This is a genomic window from Microcystis sp. M144S2, from assembly GCF_020246065.1.
Taxonomy (GTDB): domain Bacteria; phylum Cyanobacteriota; class Cyanobacteriia; order Cyanobacteriales; family Microcystaceae; genus Microcystis; species Microcystis ichthyoblabe_A.
Map to the genome: position 1 here is coordinate 1 of NZ_JADBTR010000147.1, position 19,118 is coordinate 19,118.

Sequence of the window (19,118 nt, forward strand, 5' to 3'; positions counted from 1 at the left end):
ACTGATAACTGATAACTGATAACTGATAACTGATAACTGATAACTGATAACTGATAACTGATAACTGATAACTGATAACTGATAACTGATAACTGATAACTGATAACTGATAACTGAAATTAGGCGAGATAATCCTGTAAAGCTTTCACCTCTAAAGGTTGGGATTGCAGGGATTTTAAGGCCGCCACCGTCGCTTTTGCCCCGGCGATAGTGGTGATAATTGGTAACTTATAATCGAGGGCAGTGCGGCGAATTTGTCGGCCATCATTTTGGGATTCTTCACCACTGGGAGTATTGACAATAAACTGAATCCAGTCATTTTTGATCCAATCGATAACGTGGGGACGACCTTCGTGAATCTTTAGCACTAAATCGATATTTTCGCAACCGTTTTCTAACAAAACTTCACGAGTTCCCGAAGTGGCGACGACGCGAAAACCGAGGGATTGCAGATCCTTAACCACGGGGACCATGGGGGTTTTATCGCGATTGTTCATCGAGACAAAAACCGTCCCACTGGTGGCTAAAATCACGCCGGCGGCCATTTCCGCTTTAGCGAAAGCTTTGCCAAAATCGCTGTCAATCCCCATTACTTCCCCTGTAGAACGCATTTCTGGTCCCAGGAGAGTATCAGCACCGGGGAACTTCTGGAAGGGTAAAACCGCTTCTTTTACGGCAATATGACGGGGAATTGCTTCGCTGATGATACCCAATTCCGTCAGGGTTTTGCCCGACATGACGAGGGAGGCAACTTTTGCCAGAGGAACTCCCGTTGCTTTGGAAACGTAGGGAACAGTACGACTAGCGCGGGGATTCGCTTCTAAGATATAAACTGTCTCCCCCTGTACCGCATACTGGATATTCATCAAACCGATTACTTTTAAAGCTTTCGCTAGTTCCACCGTCCATTGTCGAATTGTGGTTAAAACCGAGGCGCTCAGGGACGTATGGGGGATAGAACAGGCAGAATCGCCCGAATGTACGCCCGCTTGTTCGATATGTTCCATTAATCCCCCGATAACTACTGTTCCCGTGGCATCTGAGAGGGCATCCACATCCACTTCGATGGCATTTTCGAGGAATTTATCGATTAAAATCGGGTGATCCGGTTCTATCTGTACCGCATACTTCATATAGCGTTCCAATTCGCTATCGGAATAGACGATTTCCATCGCCCGACCGCCTAAAACATAGGACGGACGTACTACCACAGGATAACCGATGCGTTTAGCCACGGCTTGGGATTCTTGGAAATTGCGGGCAATACCGTTGGGGGGTTGTCGGATATCTAATTCTCGGAGGATTTTTTCAAACCGTTCCCGATCTTCGGCGGCATCGATCGAATCGGGTGAAGTTCCCCAAATTTTGGTATTTACGGGACAATTAGGCGATTCTAAATATTTTTGCAGGGGAACCGCCAGTTTTAAGGGAGTTTGCCCACCGAATTGAATAATTAAACCCTCTGGTTGTTCCGCTTCGATGATATTTAAGACATCCTCTTTAGTCAGGGGTTCAAAGTAAAGGCGATCGCTGGTATCGTAATCGGTGGAGACAGTTTCCGGGTTAGAGTTGACCATAATCGTCTCAAAACCGGCGTTACTGAGGGAAAAAGCGGCATGACAACAACAGTAGTCAAATTCTATCCCCTGACCGATGCGATTGGGACCACCACCAAGGATCATCACTTTGCGTTTATCGGAGGGTAAAACTTCCGATTCTACCCGTTCGTAGGTGGAATAATAATAGGGTGTTAGGGCTTCAAATTCTGCTGCGCAGGTGTCCACCATTTTATAAACGGGAATAATACCTAAACTCTTGCGATAACTTCTTACTTCGTCCTCGCTGGTGTTGGTGGCGAAGGCGATTTGGCGATCGCTAAAACCCTGTTGTTTAATGGCGAATAGATCCTCTTTGCCGAGACTTTTCAGGGGAGTTCGTTTGAGGAACTTCTCAGTTTCCATCAAATCGGCCAATTTATCGAGGAACCAGGGATCAATCCCGGTTAGTTCGTGGATTTCCTCCCCATTCATGCCCAATTTAAAAGCATGATAGATACTATAAACTCGTTCGGGGTTAGGTGTCCGCAAACTAGCCCGGACTTCCGAGAGGGGGGGGAGAGTTTCGACTTTATCGCAACCAAAGCCAAAACGCCCCGTTTCTAGGGATCGAAGTGCTTTTTGAAAGGATTCTTGGAAAGTTCGACCGATAGCCATAGCTTCCCCGACGGATTTCATCTGGGTAGTTAGAATCGGTTGGGAGCCGGGGAATTTCTCGAAGGCAAAGCGAGGAATTTTGGTGACGACGTAATCGATAGTCGGTTCAAAGGAAGCCGGGGTTTTTTTGGTGATATCGTTGGGAATTTCGTCTAAAGTGTAGCCTACTGCTAGTTTAGCGGCAAATTTAGCGATCGGGAATCCCGTGGCTTTTGATGCTAGGGCCGAAGAACGGGATACCCGGGGATTCATCTCAATCACGATTACGTCGCCGTTAGTGGGATTAACGGAGAATTGGATGTTCGATCCGCCGGTTTCTACGCCAATTTCCCGAATAATTGCCTTAGAATAGTCCCGGAGGCGTTGGTATTCTTTATCGGTTAGGGTTTGGGCGGGCGCAACCGTAATCGAGTCGCCGGTATGGACCCCCATCGGGTCAAAGTTTTCGATCGAACAGATGATCACCACGTTATCGGCCAGATCGCGCATAACCTCTAATTCGTATTCTTTCCAGCCAATTAGAGATTTTTCGACGAGAATTTGCGATGTAGGCGAACAATCTAGACCATACTGGGCCATCGGTTCAAATTCTTCTTGGTTATAGGCAATACCGCCCCCCGTTCCGCCTAAAGTGAAGGCCGGCCGGATAATGAGAGGATAGGAACCGATCTGATGACCGATCGCTTTTGCCTCCTCTAAATTGTTGGCAATCCCCGAAGGACAAACGGGAACACCGATTTTCTCCATTGCTTTTTTGAATAGTTCCCTATCTTCGGCTTTTTCAATAGCGGGAAGTTTTGCCCCGATCAATTCCACGTTATATTTTTCTAAAACGCCGCTTTTGGCCAAAGCTACCGCAGTATTGAGGGCAGTTTGACCACCCATAGTCGGTAGAATCGCATCGGGGCGTTCTTTGGCGATAATTTTCTCGACAATTTCCGGCAGAATTGGTTCAATGTAGGTGCGATCGGCCATTTCTGGATCGGTCATGATCGAGGCGGGGTTAGAATTGACTAAAATTACCTCATAACCTTCTTCTCGCAGAGCTTTACAGGCTTGAGTTCCCGAATAGTCGAATTCACAGGCTTGTCCGATGACAATCGGGCCAGCGCCCAAGATTAGGATTTTCTTTAAGTCATCACGGCGTGGCATAGGCTTAGGGTTGCTTGACGATAAACCCCAATCATTGTATATGTTGTCACCCTCGATCCCGCAAAGCTTTATTTAGGTTTAATGACCTTGTTTGCTTGAGCAGGCAGCAGGCAGCTTTTTTCTCCCCATTTCCCTGATAATTGATCACTGTTTACTGATCACTGATATCGCGTACAATGATAAGATTGTTTTCAAAGATACAATAGGCGTTTGTCTTCGCTAGAGAGTTTATGAAAGTTGGCGATCGAGTTCGTGTAATTGAGTCCGTGGTAGTTTATCATCATCCTGAACACAAATCGGATCCTTTTGACGTGAAAGGATTAGAGGGAGGGGTGAAAGCTTTTGTCACCGAATGGCGTGGCAGACCGGTTAGCGCCAATCTACCTGTCCTCGTCGAGTTCAGTAAAAAGTTTAAAGCCCATTTTCGAGATTTTGAGTTAGAAATCGTGGAAAAAGCCGCCGAATAGGGACTTTTTCGCTTATTCTAAGCTACGAAGCGAATAAATTTATTTTTGCCCACCTGTAGGACTTTTCCGGCTAAAGCTTCGGCTGTCTCAAAACTTTTGTCCACATCGGTGATTTTCTCGCTATCGATCCTGACTGCGCCCCCCTGAATCTGTCTTCTCCCTTCGCCGCTACTTTTACATAAGCCGGTGGCCGCAAGAAGATAGAATAATTTCAGGGGAAAAGTGACCGATGTGAGGGAAAATTCGGGTACAGAGGCCGCAGCTGCCGTATTTCCCTGTAGAACTATCTCCTGCGCCGTTTTTTGTGCCTTTAATGCCTCCTCTGTCCCGTGAAACTGGGCAACTACCTCGATCGCCAGTTGTTTTTGTGCCTCTCGCGGATTGCTTGGCATATCATCTAAGGGCAAGTTTGTCAATAGTTCGTAATAATCTTTTAACAAAGCGTCGGGGGTTTTTTCCAGTTTCGAGTACATGGACAGGGCCGATTCCCGCAATCCCACATAATTATTCAGGGATTTGGACATTTTTTGACTGCCATCGGTTCCGATTAAAATCGGTAAAAGTAGCCCGAATTGCGGTTTTTTGCCGAAATATTTCTGTAAATCGCGACCGACGGCAATATTAAATTTTTGATCGGTTCCTCCCAATTCGACATCGGCCTCGACAGCTACGGAATCATAACCCTGCATTAAGGGATAGAGAAATTCATGGAGAAAAATCGGGTTTTCCTTGTCGTAGCGTTCGGAAAAGCCTTCTTTTGCCAACATTTGCCCGACGGTCATGGTAGAGAGAAGTTCGAGAATTTGCGAGAGGTCTAATTTCCCCAACCATTCCGAGTTATAGCGAATTTCTAGGCGATTAGGGGTGTTAAAATCTAAAATTGGGCGCAATTGTGCCAGATAATTCTCGGCATTGGCTCTCACTTCTTCGCTCGTCAATTGTTTTCTAACTTCCGATTTTCCCGTCGGATCGCCGATTCTAGCGGTAAAATCGCCAATAATTACCACTGCTATATGACCAGCATCCTGGAAGGCCCGCAGTTTCCGAAAAGGAATACTATGACCTAGGTGAATATCGCTGCCGGTGGGGTCAATACCTAGTTTAATTCTTAAAGGGCGATCGGTGGTTTGCAGTAGTTGGGTTAAATTTTCCCTAGGATCTTGGGAGTTGGGTTGATGGGGGAATAAATCACTGGTTCCACGGGTTAGCCAGTCTAGGGAGGAAGATACGGTCATTGTTGCACATTTTCCACAGCCTTCCTATTATAGTTTTTTAGTATGTCAAGTAACAAGCAAAAGATAAATAAACTGGTATCCCAATAAGAGTCGATAACATCTTGACAATTCTCTCGATCAAATATAGAGTCTTAAAATCTTACTATCCCGAATTATCAAAAAATTTCCCTGTCTTGAATTGCGATCAGATAAGCCGATGAATCCTAGTTATAACAACTCCATACTATTGCAGAGGATCAAAGTTTCTGTAATTGTTTCTACCTATAAATCAGCGGAGTTTATCCGGGGTTGTCTAGAGGATTTGGTTACTCAAACTCTTTATGAAAAGGGAGAAGTAGAAATTATTATTATCGATAGTGCTTCTCCGGAGAATGAAGGGGAGATTATCCAAGAGTTTCAAGAAAATTATCCTAATATTATTTACCAGAGAACTCAAGAACGAGAAACCCTTTATCAAGCTTGGAATCGTGCTATTAAACTAGCTAGGGGTTCCTATATCACCAATGGGAATACTGATGATCGTCGCTGTTTTAATGCTCTGGAAATTATGGCTAATTATCTAGATAACAATAGAGAGATTAGTTTAGTTTATGCAGATCAATTAATTACCACCCTCAAAAATGATACTTTTGCCACCACCCCAGCTTTAAAACATTGGAATTGGCCAAATTACTCCTATGAACAGATGCGTCAAGGTTGTTGTGTGGGTTCTCAACCAATGTGGCGAAAAATGCTGCACGATAAATATGGTTATTTTCAGGAAAATTTTCACTGTGCTGGTGATTATGAATTTTGGTTAAGAATCGGCAGTCAAGGTGAAAAAATGGCTTTGATTCCTGAGATTTTAGGGTTATATTATTTAAATCTCCAAGGCTTAGAACATGGCAGTAATGGTCAAGCATTAGAGGAACATTATCAAGTGTGTAAAATCTATAAAATTCCCCACCCAGACATTAAGGATCTAGAAATTAAATCCAATCCAGTTAAGATGGAAGATTTAGGCATAATTTTACAGGAAGAGGAGCGAGAAAAATTACAAATAATTCAAGCTATCTCCCAGAAAAGATGCCCTATTATTGTTATTGATGGCGTGATTTTTCAAATCAATCAAGGAAAATTAGCCAGGGTTTGGTCTTCAATTCTAGAGCATTGGAGTCAATTAGAATTGAGTCAACAGATTGTTATTTTAGATAGAAATAACAGCGCACCAAGATGGGAAGAATTTAAATATTGGCCTGCGGAATCCTACGATTATAATTGTACGGGAAAGGATGCCAGAAAAATCCAAGCTATTTGCGATCGCCTACAGGCTAATTTATTTATTTCCACTTTTTATACCAGTCCCTTAACCACTCCTTCTCTACTTTTGCTTGCTTCTGAATCCCCAGAAGAAAATGGTAATTTACCAGTAGATTTAGAAAAACACTATGCAATTTTATCCGCTTCTAGAATCATCGCTTTTTCCTCTGATATTGCCCAAGATTTAAGAAAGTTATACCCCAAAATTACCCCCGAAAAGATTAATATTATCGAGCTTTTTGAAGTTAATCAAAAAATCGCTGAAGAAATCACTAATTTTTTCCAGTATGCGCTCAGGGAAAGTAAGGAATCAAGTCAGAATCAAGTCTGGTTAGAGTTAAGAAAGTTACAGGAAGCACAACAGATAATGTATCTGAAACAACAGCAAGATTATCGTACTATGCAAGGGATGGAAATATCCTTAAAAGAATTAGAAAATCATCATAATTATCTCCAGAAAAATAATCAGGAATTACGGGAAGAAATCAACTATTTGTCCTCTCGTAAGGGAATAGTAAAAACCCTAGCAAAAACTTCTATTTTACTTCTTGCTAAGATCAAGAAAAAACTCCCAATATTTTAGAAAATTAAGGCCAAGTTTCCTAACAACGATCCGATCCTGGCACAGCAGTGCCGAAAAGTGGTAAAGTAATGTTAAGAATTAGAGGAGAAAACACTGTGCCACATTCGATCGTCACTGGAATTTGTGAAGGGGTTGCTGATTGCGTTTCCGCTTGTCCTGTTGCTTGTATCCATCCAGGACCGGGTAAAAATGTTAAAGGAACCGATTGGTATTGGATTGATTTTGCCACTTGTATCGACTGTGGTATCTGTTTACAAGTATGTCCCGTCGAAGGTGCAATTCTGCCAGAAGAACGTCCCGATTTACAAAAAACTCCCTAATTTATCAGTTATCAGTTATCAGTTATCAGATGTAAGTTTTCAGTTTACTGTTTACTGAAAATGCTTCCCACTTCCCCATTCATAATTCATATTACTCTCTCCTATCTCCTTTTTACCTTACCATGGATTATCTTTTAGAAGTTGAACAAGTTTATGCCGGTTATGTGCAGGATTTATACATATTGCAAGGGGTTAACTTTCGCATTGCACCGAGGGAATTAGTCACGGTCATCGGTCCCAATGGTGCGGGAAAATCTACCCTCGCTAAGACGATTTTTGGTTTATTAAAACCCAGTGCTGGAACTATCACTTTTAAGGGACAAAATATCGTCGGTTGGAAATCTAATCAAATCGTTACGCTCGGAATGGGTTATGTTCCCCAAATCGCTAATGTTTTTCCATCCCTGAGCATCGAGGAAAATCTCGAAATGGGAGCTTTTACGAGCAAAGGAAATATAAAATCTTTAAAAGAGCGCATTTATGCCATGTTTCCCCGTTTGCTCGAGCGCCGTCGTCAGAAAGCTGGCACTTTATCCGGAGGAGAAAGACAGATGTTAGCCATGGGACGAGCGCTGATGTTGCAACCAGATTTATTAATTCTCGATGAACCTTCGGCAGCTTTATCTCCTATCTTAGTAACCAGCGTTTTTGAACAGATAAAAGCGATTAATCAGACGGGAACTGCAATTATTTTAGTGGAACAGAATGCCAAAAAAGCCCTAATGATGTCCGATCGAGGTTATGTTTTAGAAAGTGGTCAAGATCGTTTTCAGGGATCGGGTCAAGATTTACTCAATAACCCGAAAGTAGGGGAATTATACCTCGGGGCGGCTGATCATGGGGCCAAACGAGATGATTAGGAATTTGTTAAGGATTGAGGGGGATTTTGATTTCTTCCAGGAATTTATCCATCTGCATCAGTTCCAAGCTTCTTGCGGGAAGCTTTTGTTGCCTATTCTAGTGACAATAACCCCCAAAAACATGAGGTACATAGGGTTTGCTGAAAAAGTTTTTCAGCAAACCCTAAATATATCTGTGGATATTTATTAATCGATCAAGACAGTTGTGCTACTGCATTGAGAGCATAACTTTTAGTAATAAAAGGAGAAGTCATGGCTGTTAAAAGTCCTCCGTAATCAAGATTAAAACTGACTTCGCTTCCTACTTTTAACCTCTTGTTATGACTATCAAGAACTAGATGATCGCTACTGGAACCTAATATTTTTATCTCCTGACTTGTTTGTAATCCAGAGATAAGAACATCCTGTCTTCCTAATGCAATAATAACTCGACGGTGAATGCCTTGATCGATAAAGCTGGGAACATTACCAAAAGCATCTCGACCAATTTCTCCAGAGGGTAGAGATGGTTTATCTTTAGATTCGATTACTTCAGCAATTAACCGAAAAGCATCGGTATATAAGCCAGGTATCACTTGTCGATTAACTGTTTCACAACCTAATAAAATTGATTCTCCTAAACGCAGATTATTAATCCGACCAACTTCGCTACTTTTTTGATACCATTGATAGTTAGCAGAATTGCCTCCTGAAATAATCGGTAATTTTATTAAAAATTCCTGCTCAATTGTATCTGTTAACACAGATAATTTGCTCATATTATGGCTATCAGGTTTAATACCTCCATAACAAGCCAAATTACAACCCAGTCCAACAATTTTGATAAAGGGAAAAGCGAGGGTCTTTTTGATGAACTTGACGAGATCTTTCGGCAGTACACCTTCGCGTAAATCCCCTAACTCCGTCATGATAATAATGCGGTGTATTTTTTGCTTTTCTTGAGCATAATAGGAAAGTTCCTGAATTGTTGCTAATTCGGTATTTAAGCTGATATCTGCAATGTTAACCACTGATTCTGCTTGACTCAAGGCAGTACGCAACAGAACAAAAGTTGTCACTATTCCTGCTTGTTTCATTTTGAGAATATTTTCGATTCGAGAGTCAGCGATAAAGTTGACTCCACCTTGAATCATCGCCAAGGCGATCGAGGGATCACCCAAAATCGCTTTGGAAACTCCCATCACAGAAAGTCCCTTGCTGCCGTATAATTGGCAGAGTAAACGAGCATTATGGCGTATTTTCGGGAGAGAAATCTCGATTCTGGGTAAAAGGTCTTTCATCAGCCTATTTGCTCCCAATTGCGGGAATTGCAGCTAAAATTTCCCCTTTGATTTTCCGGTTTAATTTCGGAAAGCGATCGCATAAAGCTTGGACTAATTTCTCACATCCGTGTAACAAAACATCAGTAGTCGGTAACTGAAAATCTCGCTCATATTTGGCAATAATACGCTCAGTGGCTGCTGCGGTGAGATTTTCGTGATTAATCGCAATAGCGATAACTTTAGTGGGAGAAATTGCCTCAATTAGTGAAATTTCTTCCTGTAATTTTGGCATGGCTAAATGAGGAAAATCACAGCGAAATTTTCGGGCTGGGGGATGTTGTAAAATAATCCCATCAGGCCTACTTCCTTTCAAAATTCCCACGGAACTCATAAAAGCAGGATGACTCAGAGAACTTTGTCCTTCCACTAAAATAATATCGGGTTTTTCTTGCTCAAAAGCTTGAACCACAGCATTTTCAATTTCACCGATGACAAATTGAGAAACCAAAGCATCGATCGAAACCCCATATCTTGCTCCCTGCATCAAGCTAGTTTGTCCAGTAGCGACTAAGACAGACTTAATACCCAAGCCTTGGAGAGTTTGATTAACTGCTACCGCAGTGGTCATTTTTCCGCAAGCACAATCGGTTCCTAAAAAGGCAATAACGGGGATATTTACTTGGGAAATTTGCCCGGTAAATACATGAAGATCAGCTAATTGTGGTGGTTTGCGAATGTCTGTAATTTGCACACCATACTGACTAGCTTGCTCCCTAAATTCTAAATCTTCGGAGAAGAATTGATGCAAACCATTAATAATATCCATTCCTTGTGCCATTGCTTCTAAAATTAGCAGCCTTTCTAGGGGGGGAATAAACGCTTCTAAGGGTGCTTTGCCGTAGATATAACAATTGGGAACATCTCTAAGTTTTTCTAAGGCTGTTTGTAAATTGGCAAAAATGGGAATATGATTTTTTTTGTCTCCTAATGCTTCTCCCGCATCTTTTCCTGTTAAGGAACTATCCAGCACACCAACAATTGTATATATTTCTGATTGTCGGATCAAGCCAGCTGCCGTTTTTCCGTCCACACGTCCAAACTGATTTTCACAGTAAATTAAAGCCGTTTTTTTCGTTGATACCACTTTCTTAATCTCCTGAATATTAGATAATTGAAATTTCACTCCTAACTCCCAGTAAGTAGGGAGGCACAATTATTTGTAGGATGGTTTAGCGGTAGCGTAACATGAGCGGGCGTTGGTTTTCATGCTTCAACCGTTCGGCTGAGCTCACGGCCGAAGCCCAACCTACGTTCATCTTATATTTAATTCCACCCACCTACTTAAGACTATTTATTCTTCTTCTTCTTCTTCTTCTTCTTCTATAGCATAATTATCTGGATCGATAATATCGTCTAGTTCTTCTAAAATTTGCAAATCGGGATGAGCATCAGGTTGACGTAATTTTAATCTTCCTGTCCGTTCTAACCAATGGAGAAGGGTTTCTTTGGAAGTTATCTGCATAACAGGAATTGCCTGATAGCGAGGTTCTTGACTAAGAGAAGGATTAAATTTCATACCTGTTGAATTTCCTTTGAGAAGTTATCTCTATTGGTTGTTCTATTGTTGATCACGAAGCAACCCACAAAAAACTGAAAAAAATTGTCAAGTTTAGCAAAGTAAAAAAGTTCAGCTGTCAGATTTACTATTTGGACAGATAGATAGAGTCGGTTCCAATATATGCTCCCGATACTTGGGATGCAGACTCTATGGTGTAAATTAAAGTTTTCCTGTCTCGCTCAACTTAAATGTCAATCCTACGGTTTTTATCTAGCTAACGGAAAAGGTGATTAATAACACCAAAGCAACCAACAAAACCGCCCCTACTCCTTGCAAAATATACCATTTTTGCTGTTCTAAAGATGGGGATTTTGATAGATAAATCTTGGGTTCGCTACCATAGTTATTGATGATTCCTTCATCATCTACTGTATAGCCCTCTGGGAGAGGTATATTAAGTGATTGATAGTTTTGCCCGTTTATATCTAGTTTAACCTCAGCAGGAATTAATTCACTTCCATCGCTTGGGGAATAGACTGTCGCACCTGTCTCTTGATTAGATTTAGTAGAGTAGTGCATGATCATCTCTCTTCAAAACCTGAGTATAACACAGAATAAGGCGAAATGGTTTTTCGGCTAATTTTTTCCTAGGGCTTTAATCAGCAAATTTGGCTAATGTCGGCAAATTAAAGCCAAAAATATGATTTTATAACTTGACAAAGCTAGATAAAAACATTTAGTCAACTCGCTATTCACTTTTTAGCATACCAGCGCCATAAAACTCGCGCTAAACGTTGGGGATCATGACTAACTTTGGCAGTAACTTCATCTTCTGCCATTACATTCGCTAAAACAATCCGATAACCCATTTTTCCCACCTCCTCGCGATCTAAAAACACAGGATGACTATGCTCTTGGGCGTATAATTGTAGAGATTGGGGCGATGGTGCAGTTCTTTGGGCCAAAACCGCATCAAAGATGCGTTCCTCGCAGACTTTTTCGATCGCCCGAATATGATCAGCCACCGAATAATTATCCGTTTCCCCCGGCTGGGTCATAATATTACAAACATAGACACGGGGGACTGTCACCTGTGCTAGGGCCTGACGAATTGCGGGAACCAACAAATTAGGGATAATACTGGTATAAAGACTACCCGGCCCGATGATAATATAATCTGCCTCCTTGATCGCCGCTAAAGCAGCCGGTAAAGCGACGGGATCGGCAGGATGACAGCCAATCTGACGAATTTGCCCCATAGCTTCGGTTATCTTCGATTCTCCCTCAATAATGCGCCCATCGGCTAACTTAGCCCAGAGACTAACATCGGTAAGGGTAGCAGGTAGCACTTTACCGCGAATGGCCAAAACTTTGGCACTAGCATCGATCGCCTGTTCCAGATCCCCAGTAATCTCGGTCATAGCGCTGATAAATAAATTACCAAAACTGTGGCCTGATAAACCATCTCCGGCATGAAAGCGATATTGAAACAATTCCGTTAATAACTTTTCCTCATCGGCTAAAGCGGCGATACAATTGCGAATATCCCCCGGGGGTAAAATGCCCATTTCCCGACGTAATCGGCCCGAAGAACCGCCATCATCAGCTACAGTGACAATAGCGGTGATATTAGAACTATACTGTTTTAAACCGCGTAAAAGCGTCGATAAACCCGTACCGCCACCAATTGCTACAATTTTCGGGCCGCGATGAAGACGACGATGGGTGCGTAGGAGATCAACTAATTCCTCCGATGCGTCCGGTTGTAGTGCTTCTGTAATCGTTTCGACGGTGCGACTCTGACCCCAGAATAACAAAAAGACACCCAGCAAAACCGCCAGCGGCCCAGAAACAGAATTAGGGACTAAACGGGCGATCGTTTCTAATGCTTGGGAAACAAACTCTAAAAAGCGATTAACTGGGGTTAATTTTACCCAAATAGCCAAACCGAAGGAGGTGAGAAAAACACCGGTTAAACTGATTAAAAGCCAGCGTTTGACAAAAAGACCGGGAGAAAGCCATTTAAACCAACGATTAACCCGTTTAGGCGTTTTTCTGCCCACAGAAGCGGCTATTTTCCCCTTCTGAGCGTTGAGTTCCCGTAGCGTCTGTTTAAATGGACTCATAGATGTGGCCTGGCAGCGAACGCATTGATTCTGGAGAGACTGTAGCCGAAAAACGGGACAAACTCAAGTTAACCTAACCTCCCACTTGGGAATAGGCCGCCTCGGAAATTGTGGGAATCTCGGCGTATTTGCCGATAACCGACTGTATAATGCTGTAAACACAGGCGGCAAATGCTCCCAAAAAGACGACGTTAAAAAGAGTTTCTACCACTAAATTCGCCCCACCCCTAGCGACGAAACCTAAGACCAATCCCAATAAATACACCAAAATATCGATTAAAATCGCCTGCATGGTGTTAAACCGGATAAAATGACTGATGCGGGGATTGCGTACCACAGCCAAAAAGAGGACGAAAAAGATAATTAAACTGCCAAAGCTTCCCAGAGAACTATAGAGAAAAGCTAAGGGAGTTAAAACTATTTCTAAGGCCTCTTTTAAAAAAGGGATTTGCTGAAAGATAAAGATCCCGAAGGCAAAAGCCGAATATAAGGGTAAAAGATATACTAAAGCTGCAAAAATGCGATCTTTTGTATCGGTTGAGCCGCGCCAAGTCATAATCTATTGTCTCCTGAGACTACTGCTAACTCTCTCCAAGATAACCCGGCAGCCCACCAGACTTCCCATAACCGAAGAAATTGATCGAGGCCGAACATTGTTAGGCCTCGATCGAGTTATTCTCAAACAGAGACGGGGTGCTTGCTTTCCTGTAACAGAGCCAGATATTCCTCCTTAAAATACTTTAGGGTACTTAAAATCGGATTGGGGGCGCTTTGGCCAAGACCACAAAGACTGGTTTCTTTGACCATTTGACAGAGATGTTCTAGGTTTTCGAGGTCGTGAATATCGGCCTTTCGAGCGATAATTTTGGCCAATAATTCAAACATTTGTACTGTTCCCGTGCGACAGGGGATACATTTACCACAGGACTCCTCGCGACAGAATTCCATATAGAATTTCGCCACTTCCACCATACTGGTGGTATCATCCATAACCACCATCCCCCCGGATCCCATCATCGAACCGAGTTTGGCTAAGGATTCGTAATCCACGGGAGTATCGAGTAAATTAGCGGGAATACAACCCCCAGAGGGGCCGCCGGTTTGTACCGCTTTCACTTGACCATCGGGAATACCACCCCCCATCTCCTCGACAATTTCCCGGAGAGTAATGCCCATCGGCACTTCAATCAGCCCATTATTGCGGATTTTTCCCGTTAAAGCGAAGATTTTTGTGCCTTTACTGCTGGCAGTACCGATATTGGCGTACCAAGCGGCTCCCTCGCGGATAATAGCGGCGATATTAGCGTAGGACTCCACGTTATTAATCAGGGTGGGACAACCATCGAGGCCCGATTGGGCCGGATAGGGGGGACGGGTGCGGGGAGTGCCGCGGCCGCCTTCGATGGAATGGATGAGAGCGGTTTCCTCTCCACAGACAAAAGCTCCCGCCCCGATGCGGATATCCACCTTAAAATCGAAAGTGGACTCGAATACTTGGGAACCCATTAAACCAAATTTTTTGGCCTGATTAATCGCTTTTTGCAGACGATCAATCGCCAGAGGGTATTCGGCTCTAACATAGATATAACCATGATCCGCCCCCACAGCATAGGCAGCGATCGCCATTCCTTCCAGGACTAAATGGGGGTCACTTTCCAAGACACTACGGTCCATAAACGCCCCGGGGTCGCCTTCATCAGCATTACAGATAACGTATTTTTGTTTACCCGGTTGTTTAGCCACCGTCGCCCATTTTAAACCAGTGGGATAACCGGCACCGCCCCGGCCGCGCAAACCGCTTTGGGTGATTTCCTCCACCACCTGGGCCGGAGTCATCTCGTAGAGGGCCTTGTAGAGAGATTGATAACCCCCGACGGCGATATATTCCTCAATGCGATCGGGATCGATTTTACCGCTATTTTCCCGGACAATTTTGACTTGATGGGAGAAAAAGGGATGTTTTGAGTCCCCTAATTGCACCTCGGTTTTGCCGCCGTTTAAGGCCGCAATAATGCTGGCCGCACTTTCCGGGGTGACTTCTTCGTATAGGAGATCCTGGGGATCCACTTCCACCAACGGACCGCGACCACAAAAACCCATACAACCGACCCCCACCACTTCGACTGTATCCTCTAGGTGTGCCTCTTTGACGGCGGTGGCGAGGTTTTTTTCGATTTGGAGGGAGTTAGCAGCTTGGCAACCGGTGGAAGTGCAACAATGCACCCGGATGCTTTTTTGTCTAGTTTTTTCCTTCTCGGCCACTGCCAATAATTCTTGTAAGTCCATATTCTTCTCAATCCACTAGAGTGAAAAATTACTGGGAGAAACTCTTTAGTTTCGCTAAGACAGTTTCCGAATCTTGTTTCGGGGCCACGACTCCATCGAAGACCACGGCCGGCGCAATCCCACAGGCCCCGATACAACGGGCCGACACTAGGGAAATTTCTCCATCGGCGGTGGTTTCTCCCACTTTGACATCAAAGCTGTTTTCGATGTCTTCGAGGATTTTGCCGCTGCCTTTGACATAACAAGCAGTCCCCATACAGACGATACAGGTGTGTTTTCCCGCCGGTTTCAGGGAAAAGAGATGATAGAAGGTTGCTACCCCATAGACGCGACTGAGGGGCAGTTTTAGCGCCCGGGCAACGTAGAGGAGAACATCTTCTTCTAGGAATCCGAAAGCTTCTTGGGCCTTGTGCAGGACTTCAATCAGGGCTGATTGATTATATCCTGCCCGCTTCATGGTGATGTCGAGGACTTTGAAGCGTTTATCGCCACTGGGATGCTCTTTTTTCTCCGTTTGACGAGGATTGGCAGTTTGCATAAATCTGAACCAAATAAATTTTAGGGGCGATGACGGGAAAAAGATGGAGAGTTGTCGGTTTTCCTTGGTCATCTCCCTGCTTTTATTCTGACACTGGCTCCGGAGGGCGATCGATAACTTTATCTTTCCTTTAGTTATTGGGGGATATTCAGTTATCAGTGACCAGTTATCAGTTATCAGTCAGGGATTAGGAGATGGGGAGATGGGGTAAAAAGCTGCACTTGTCTCAACACTATAACACCCTGAAGCAATCTCATATATTTAGAAAACGGGTTTCTTCGAGAAACCCGTTTTCTGAAAGCATCCCCCTTTTTTCCTAGGTTAAAGGGGTAAGGTCATAACAATATGTTGCCAAAGGCGACTTTTCAGAATATAATGTAGAAGAGTAGTCATTCATCGCTCAGATTAGTTAAGATGACATTACATGACTAATAATATTGACCATGATCGCTTATTTAAGGAGTTAATCTCCACCTTTTTTCTCGAATTTATCGAGTTATTTTTTCCTCAAGTAATGGATTATTTAGATAGGGACTCGATTACTTTTTTAGACAAAGAAGTATTTACCGATGTCACGGAAGGAGAAAGGTATGAAAGCGATTTAGTCGCACAAGTTAAGTTTCGCGGAAAAGAATCTTTCTTTCTGATTCATCTGGAGGCGCAGGAAAGTTCCCGCCAGTGGTTTAATCGGCGAATGTTTACTTATTTTGCTCGCTTTCATGAGAAATTTGTCTTACCGATTTATCCGATTGTAATTTTTTCTTATTCAAAGCCAAAAAGAGCAGCGATTAGTCAATATGTGGTCGATTTTCCCGATTTTAAGGTCTTAGAATTTAACTATCAAGTCGTGCAATTAAATCGGTTAAATTGGCGAGATTTTCTCAATCAACCGAATCCGGTTGCTTCGGCTTTGATGGCTAAGATGAACATTGCCGAGAAAGAGCGAGCAAAAGTTAAGGCCGAATGTCTGCGCTTGTTAATTACTTTAAGGTTAGATTCAGCGAGAATGCAATTAATTTCCGGATTTATTGATACATATCTCAATCTAAATCCTGCCGAAGAGATACAATTTCAAGAAGAGATTAGCACATTTAGTCAACCCGTACAGGAGGGAGTTATGCAAATTACCACCAGTTGGATGCGTCAAGGTATTGAACAAGGTATCGAACGGGAAAAGACATTGATTCTTCGTCAACTTAAACGCAAGTTAGGGGAGATTAATACTTCATTGGAAACTAAAATCATGCAGTTAAGTATTGATGATGTTGAAGTATTAGGAGAAGCTTTATTCGATTTCTCTACGGTTGAAGATTTAATCAATTGGTTAAATACTTTAACTGCCTAGGTTTGACGTTAGCGATCGCATCTTCGCCATGACAAGGGGTAAGATTGCTTCGGAGAGAGAATTTCAGTTAACAGTTAATAGTTAGAAGTGAGGTCTGCCAAAGGGAATTGACAGACCGCAAAACATAGGATAGCATTTGTATAATTCTTATCAAAATACGGAGAAAATATGACTCTAGTTATTTCCCAAGAAGTGATTAAAGCAAGTGGTTTATCAGAGGATGAACTGTTGAAGGAAATTGTTGTTATGTTATTCCAACAAGATAAGATTAGCTTAGGAAAAGCAAGTGAGTTATTAGGTATTAATCAAATAAAGTTTCAACGGATGCTTTCTGAACGAGGAATTTGTATTCACTATGATGTTGCTGAGTTTCAGCAAGATATTAAGCATTTAAAAGAGAAAGGTTGGCTATGATTATTATTAGCGATACTTCTCCTCTCAGCAGTCTTGCTCTTGTTGGTTATCTGTCAATCTTAAAAGATATTTATACTAATGTTGTTATTCCCCAAGCAGTTGCCAATGAATTAGCCAATTTAACTGAGGAAGATATCCGCATTAAAGCGATAATTTCTCTGAACTGGATACAGGTTAAACAAGCCGCTAATTTGGAACTTGTGGCTTGTTTGAGGAATGAATATAATTTAGATATTGGCGAAGCAGAAGCAATCGCTCTTGCCTTAGAATTAAAAGCAGATGAATTGTTAATTGATGAACGTCTCGGACGGAGGGAGGCTGTGCGTTTGGGACTGTCAATTACGGGGGTTCTAGGAGTTCTTTTAATTGCTAAAAATAGAGGATTAGTTTCTAAGGTTAAACCGATAATGGAGTCTCTAATTAGCCAAGCAAACTTTCGCATTAGTCATCAACTTTATGAGGAGGTTTTGCAAACTGCAAATGAATTAGATTAAGTTGTGAGGGGGGAATTGAGAGACAATATTCAGAAAAACTGATGATTTAGAAATACAGTTTTCCCGATCAATGTTAATTTCTGTTAAAGAGGTCTTGAAAAATTGGGGATTGTTGGGCTAAAACTGTTAGCAATAAACTTTTGCAGTTAACGTCATGACTTCTTCACTGTTGCCGATTCTTCCTGTTGTTGACGATGTTTTGTTCAATTTTGCTCAATCTGATGGTTTTTGGGCGAATTTGGCTATCGCTTTTGGCACAAGTTATGATGTGGTTAAAGCGACGCAATTACGACAACAGTGGAAAAGCCGAAATTTTAGTCAAATTCCCCCAATTGAGGTACTTAGTGATGAGGTTTTGGGGACGGCGAATGGTGCATATTCCAGCAGTACCAATAAGATTTATCTATCAGCATCTTTTTTGAATACGGCATCGTCAGCAGCGATAATTCATGTAATTTTAGAAGAAATTGGGCATTATGTAGATGCTCAAATTAATCCGGTGGATAGCGCCGGAGATGAGGGGGCAATTTTTGCGGAGTTGGTGCGGGGAAATAGTCTGGATGTGGCAACCTTAGACGCTTTACGAGCAGAGAATGACCAGACAACAATAATAGTAAATGGGGAAAGTATTCAAGTAGAACAGGCAGATTTTACAGGAACGCCAGGGAATGATAATATTACGGGTACATCAGGAAATGATCGTCTCTACGGGTTAGATGGAAATGATACTTTAAATGGTAACGATGGACAGGATCTCCTAGAAGGTGGAGATGGCGATGATGTGTTGTTGGGAGGAGCAGGAAATGAGCAAGGTTGGACTGGAAGCTTTGACGGTGGAATTTATGGGGGTAATGGTAATGATAGCTTAGACGGGGGTTCAGGAGATGATTATCTCGATCCCGGAGACGGGAACGATACTATTAACGGTAGTTCAGGTATTGACACCCTGTTATTAAACTATGGTAG

At 42.6% G+C, this 19,118-nt stretch carries 18 protein-coding genes; 8 read left to right on the forward strand and 10 right to left on the reverse strand.

Features of this window, described 5'->3' with window-relative positions; all coding sequences use genetic code 11:
- Positions 1 to 119 precede the first annotated feature (119 nt).
- Positions 120 to 3,365 (reverse strand): carbamoyl-phosphate synthase large subunit, encoded by a 3,246-nt coding sequence (gene carB / locus IM462_RS17030; RefSeq protein WP_287703483.1) that lies wholly within the window; start codon positions 3,363 to 3,365, stop codon positions 120 to 122.
- Positions 3,366 to 3,595: 230 nt separating this feature from the next.
- Here carB and IM462_RS17035 point away from each other — a divergent pair, with 230 nt between their 5' ends.
- Positions 3,596 to 3,832: a ferredoxin-thioredoxin reductase variable chain gene (locus IM462_RS17035; protein WP_002732972.1), complete on the forward strand. Its 237-nt coding sequence runs from the start codon at positions 3,596 to 3,598 to the stop codon at positions 3,830 to 3,832.
- 17 nt (positions 3,833 to 3,849) lie between these two features.
- Here the strand turns inward: IM462_RS17035 and tyrS are convergent, their stop codons facing one another.
- Positions 3,850 to 5,067 carry a tyrosine--tRNA ligase gene (gene tyrS, locus IM462_RS17040; protein WP_287703481.1) on the reverse strand — a complete coding sequence of 406 codons (1,218 nt, stop codon included), beginning with the start codon at positions 5,065 to 5,067 and terminating at the stop codon, positions 3,850 to 3,852.
- Between the two features lie 196 nt (positions 5,068 to 5,263).
- On the opposite strand from tyrS, the gene IM462_RS17045 reads away from it, so the two are divergent.
- The 3 genes from IM462_RS17045 (at position 5,264) to IM462_RS17055 (ending at position 8,129) form a co-directional block, all read left to right on the forward strand.
- Entirely contained in the window at positions 5,264 to 6,949 is a 1,686-nt protein-coding gene (locus tag IM462_RS17045) for a glycosyltransferase (RefSeq protein WP_287703479.1), read from the forward strand.
- 95 nt (positions 6,950 to 7,044) lie between these two features.
- Positions 7,045 to 7,269, forward strand: coding sequence for a ferredoxin family protein (locus IM462_RS17050; RefSeq protein ID WP_016516721.1), 225 nt, complete (start codon positions 7,045 to 7,047; stop codon positions 7,267 to 7,269).
- Between the two features lie 122 nt (positions 7,270 to 7,391).
- The gene (locus IM462_RS17055) at positions 7,392 to 8,129 is read left to right on the forward strand and encodes an ABC transporter ATP-binding protein (RefSeq protein WP_287703477.1); all 738 of its coding nucleotides are present in this window, start codon (positions 7,392 to 7,394) and stop codon (positions 8,127 to 8,129) included.
- 194 nt (positions 8,130 to 8,323) lie between these two features.
- Here IM462_RS17055 and IM462_RS17060 read toward each other — a convergent pair whose 3' ends face one another.
- The 8 genes from IM462_RS17060 to hoxE all read right to left on the reverse strand — a co-directional run bounded on the left by IM462_RS17060 (position 8,324) and on the right by hoxE (position 15,899).
- Entirely contained in the window at positions 8,324 to 9,409 is a 1,086-nt protein-coding gene (locus IM462_RS17060; protein WP_002803441.1) for an alanine/ornithine racemase family PLP-dependent enzyme, read from the reverse strand.
- 4 nt (positions 9,410 to 9,413) lie between these two features.
- A complete protein-coding gene (locus IM462_RS17065; protein WP_353737367.1) occupies positions 9,414 to 10,574 on the reverse strand; it encodes an N-acetyltransferase DgcN family protein in 1,161 nt (386 codons plus the stop codon).
- Positions 10,575 to 10,742: 168 nt separating this feature from the next.
- Positions 10,743 to 10,967 carry a DUF3134 family protein gene (locus tag IM462_RS17070; RefSeq protein ID WP_287703473.1) on the reverse strand — a complete coding sequence of 75 codons (225 nt, stop codon included), beginning with the start codon at positions 10,965 to 10,967 and terminating at the stop codon, positions 10,743 to 10,745.
- A gap of 252 nt (positions 10,968 to 11,219) precedes the next feature.
- A complete protein-coding gene (gene psb34 / locus IM462_RS17075) occupies positions 11,220 to 11,528 on the reverse strand; it encodes a photosystem II assembly protein Psb34 (RefSeq protein ID WP_002734380.1) in 309 nt (102 codons plus the stop codon).
- A 173-nt stretch (positions 11,529 to 11,701) separates the two neighbouring features.
- Positions 11,702 to 13,075, reverse strand: coding sequence for a gluconeogenesis factor YvcK family protein (locus IM462_RS17080; RefSeq protein ID WP_287703471.1), 1,374 nt, complete (start codon positions 13,073 to 13,075; stop codon positions 11,702 to 11,704).
- Positions 13,076 to 13,148: 73 nt separating this feature from the next.
- A complete protein-coding gene (locus tag IM462_RS17085; RefSeq protein WP_287703469.1) occupies positions 13,149 to 13,631 on the reverse strand; it encodes a Tic20 family protein in 483 nt (160 codons plus the stop codon).
- 122 nt (positions 13,632 to 13,753) lie between these two features.
- Complete coding sequence (gene nuoF, locus IM462_RS17090; RefSeq protein ID WP_287703467.1) at positions 13,754 to 15,361, reverse strand: NADH-quinone oxidoreductase subunit NuoF; 1,608 nt, start codon at positions 15,359 to 15,361, stop codon at positions 13,754 to 13,756.
- Between the two features lie 28 nt (positions 15,362 to 15,389).
- On the reverse strand, positions 15,390 to 15,899 hold the full coding sequence (gene hoxE / locus IM462_RS17095; protein ID WP_002783672.1) for a bidirectional hydrogenase complex protein HoxE: 510 nt from the start codon (positions 15,897 to 15,899) through the stop codon (positions 15,390 to 15,392).
- 424 nt (positions 15,900 to 16,323) lie between these two features.
- Between hoxE and IM462_RS17100 the strand changes: the two genes are divergently transcribed.
- The 4 genes from IM462_RS17100 to IM462_RS17115 form a co-directional block, all read left to right on the forward strand.
- Positions 16,324 to 17,244, forward strand: a complete 921-nt coding sequence (locus tag IM462_RS17100; RefSeq protein WP_287703465.1) for a DUF4351 domain-containing protein — start codon at positions 16,324 to 16,326, stop codon at positions 17,242 to 17,244.
- A 168-nt stretch (positions 17,245 to 17,412) separates the two neighbouring features.
- Positions 17,413 to 17,658: a UPF0175 family protein gene (locus tag IM462_RS17105; RefSeq protein ID WP_002739258.1), complete on the forward strand. Its 246-nt coding sequence runs from the start codon at positions 17,413 to 17,415 to the stop codon at positions 17,656 to 17,658.
- Complete coding sequence (locus tag IM462_RS17110) at positions 17,655 to 18,152, forward strand: PIN domain-containing protein (RefSeq protein WP_287703463.1); 498 nt, start codon at positions 17,655 to 17,657, stop codon at positions 18,150 to 18,152. Before IM462_RS17105 ends, IM462_RS17110 begins: the two co-directional genes overlap by 4 nt.
- Positions 18,153 to 18,306: 154 nt before the next feature.
- The coding region (locus IM462_RS17115; RefSeq protein WP_502866650.1) for a calcium-binding protein at positions 18,307 to 19,118 on the forward strand (812 nt) is incomplete at its 3' end.